The following is a 1,822-nucleotide window of genomic DNA, read 5'->3' on the forward strand; positions in this document are numbered from 1 at the left end:
CCACGCTGGTGGCGCCCGCGCGGGGGAAGTGTCGGCGCGGCGTCGGCGGTCCCGGCGCCTGCGCACCTCCGCCTCCGTCGGCGTGGTGACACTGGCCTCGGGCCTGCTCTTCAGCCTCTCCGCAATGTCGGCACGCCAGGGCTCGCTCCCCCAGGATGCGGGCCTCGTCGGGTTGGTGCGCCACCAGCAGCAGACCGTCGACCAGATGATGTCGGGGAACCAGGACCTCCAGGCACAGATCGACGCGCTGGTCGCGGACTCCGCCGCCACGCCCGCGCCCACGCCGACATCGGTCCTGCAGCTCTCCAGTGTGGCGGTGACCGGGCCGGGGCTGACGGTCACCCTCACGGACGCCCCGTCGGACCCCGTCCCGGACGGGGCGAGGCCCGATGACCTCGTGGTGCACCAGCAGGACATCGAGGACGTCATGAACGCCCTGTGGAAGGGCGGCGCGGAGGCGATGACCGTCCAGGGCAAGCGCGTGAACGGGCGGACCGTCATCCGCTGCATCGGCAACGTCATCCTGGTCGACGGGGCGCGCTTCTCCCCGCCCTACGTGGTCTCGGCCATCGGGGACCCGCAGGCCATGCAGGCGGCCCTCTCCTCCGATGAGAGGATCGAGATCTACCTGCAGTACGTGGCCCGCTACCAGCTGGGTTGGGACGTGGACGTGGAGCGTGCGTTACGCTTCGACGCGGTCACGCAGGATCCGGGCATCAAGTTCGCGCAGGTGGAGGACCATGGCTGAGCACGTCAGAGCGGGGGCGCGAAACGCGGGCGGGCGCCGTCGGGGTGGCGGTCTCCTCGTGGGGCTGATGGGAGTCATCGGAGAGCTCCTCATCACGGCAGCGGTCGTGCTCGCCCTCTTCGCCGTGTGGCAGCTCTACTGGACGACCTGGAAGGTCGAGGGACCACGCGCCCAGCAGGTGGCGCAGTTCGAGCAGGAACACGCCGCTGCCGAGGGATTGGGGGAACGTCACACCGATGATCCCCCCGCCGTCCAACCCCCGGCGGACGGGGCCGTCTACGGAGTCCTCCACGTCCCCAGTTGGGACTGGATGAAGATGCCCCTGGCCCAGGGGACGACCAATGCCGTCCTCGACCTCGGCTATGCGGGCCACTACGAGGAGACCGCCCAGCCCGGGGAGATCGGGAACTTCTCCGTCGCGGGGCACCGGCGCACCTACGGCAACAACTTCCGCCACATCGACCGCCTCGCCCAGGGGGACAAGGTCGTCGTGGAGGTGGCGGACACCTACTACGTCTACCGCGTGGAGACCCATGAGATCGTCAGTCCGGACGCGGTGAGGGTGGTGGCCCCGGTACCGGGGGACAAGACCTTCTCCGAACAGCCCACCCAGCGGTGGATGACCATGACCACCTGCCACCCGGAGTACAGCAACACCGAGCGCTACATCGTCCACCTGCTCTTCGAGTCGTGGACACCGAAGTCCACCGGGGTTCCCCAGGAACTCCTCGACGAACCCACGGACTGAGGCGAGAGGAAGGGGCACGCGATGTACGGATGGATCTTCCGGCACCTGCCGGGGCCGACCTGGTTCAAGGTCGTGGAGTCGCTGGTGCTGGTGGCTGCGGCGGTCTACCTGCTGTTCACCCGGGCCTTCCCCTGGGTGCAGGCGACACTGGACCTGGGCGGGGCGGGCGTCGGCTGAGGTCGCGGTCCGTCCGGGCGACCGTCGACGAGGGCGGCCCGGCTTCCGCTGGTCGGCGACTGGGCGACGAGGGCGGCCCGGCTTCCGCTGGTCGGTCACCGGAGGGCGGGGGCGGCGCACGCGTGGGAGGATCGCCCCAGTGGAAGGGG

At 70.1% G+C, this 1,822-nt stretch carries 3 protein-coding genes; all 3 read left to right on the top strand.

What is annotated here, in order from left to right:
* Window positions 1–748 (top strand): DUF881 domain-containing protein (locus BQ9890_RS14275; protein WP_326844931.1); only part of this gene is annotated, 748 nt, incomplete at its 5' end.
* On the top strand, window positions 741–1,496 hold the full coding sequence (locus tag BQ9890_RS14280) for a class E sortase (RefSeq protein ID WP_075893323.1): 756 nt from the start codon (window positions 741–743) through the stop codon (window positions 1,494–1,496). The genes BQ9890_RS14275 and BQ9890_RS14280, both read left to right, overlap by 8 nt.
* 21 nt (window positions 1,497–1,517) lie before the next feature.
* Window positions 1,518–1,673, top strand: a complete 156-nt coding sequence (locus tag BQ9890_RS16005; protein ID WP_195907714.1) for a hypothetical protein — start codon at window positions 1,518–1,520, stop codon at window positions 1,671–1,673.
* The last annotated feature ends 149 nt before the right edge of the window (window positions 1,674–1,822 follow it).

The organism is Actinomyces provencensis, from assembly GCF_900155435.1.
Classification (GTDB): Bacteria; Actinomycetota; Actinomycetes; order Actinomycetales; family Actinomycetaceae; genus Pauljensenia; species Pauljensenia provencensis.